General features: G+C 40.7%; 1 protein-coding gene. It reads right to left on the bottom strand.

The genetic code is table 11. The features are described 5' to 3' along the window. Positions 1-415, bottom strand: a 415-nt coding sequence (locus HC175_RS19425; protein ID WP_168139777.1) for a tetratricopeptide repeat protein, incomplete at both ends; no start/stop codon positions are given.

The raw sequence follows: 415 nt of genomic DNA, 5'->3' as shown, positions 1-415 counted from the left end.
AAAGATAATTTTTTCATAAAACTCCTGCGCCTTTTCGGGCTTTTCCAGCTTATCGGCATATAATTCGGCAAGATAGAAGTGAGCATTATCTCCTAAAACCCCGTTTTTGTAATGTTCAACAATTGCGAGATAATTATCTTCAGCTTTTTCGAATTCTCCCATTTCCTCGTAAAGGCGCGCCTGCTTTAGCAGGGCATCATCCTCAATTTTTTCTCCTTTATGTTGAGTAAGCACGGTATCCAGAACCTTTATTGCATTGCCATTCTTTTCCTGAAATGACAAAAGATCGGCCCTGGCATATTTTTTTAAGGCCGTTTGTGTGGAATCTTCAAGGGAATTTTCGCTAATCAAGAGGCTCAATTCCATGGCATCGTTTGCAATGAGCTGAGAAGTGGCAGATTTTAGCACATCCAGC

This window comes from Salinimicrobium oceani, from assembly GCF_012037645.1.
This window is presented reverse-complemented; position numbering and strand designations above follow the sequence as displayed.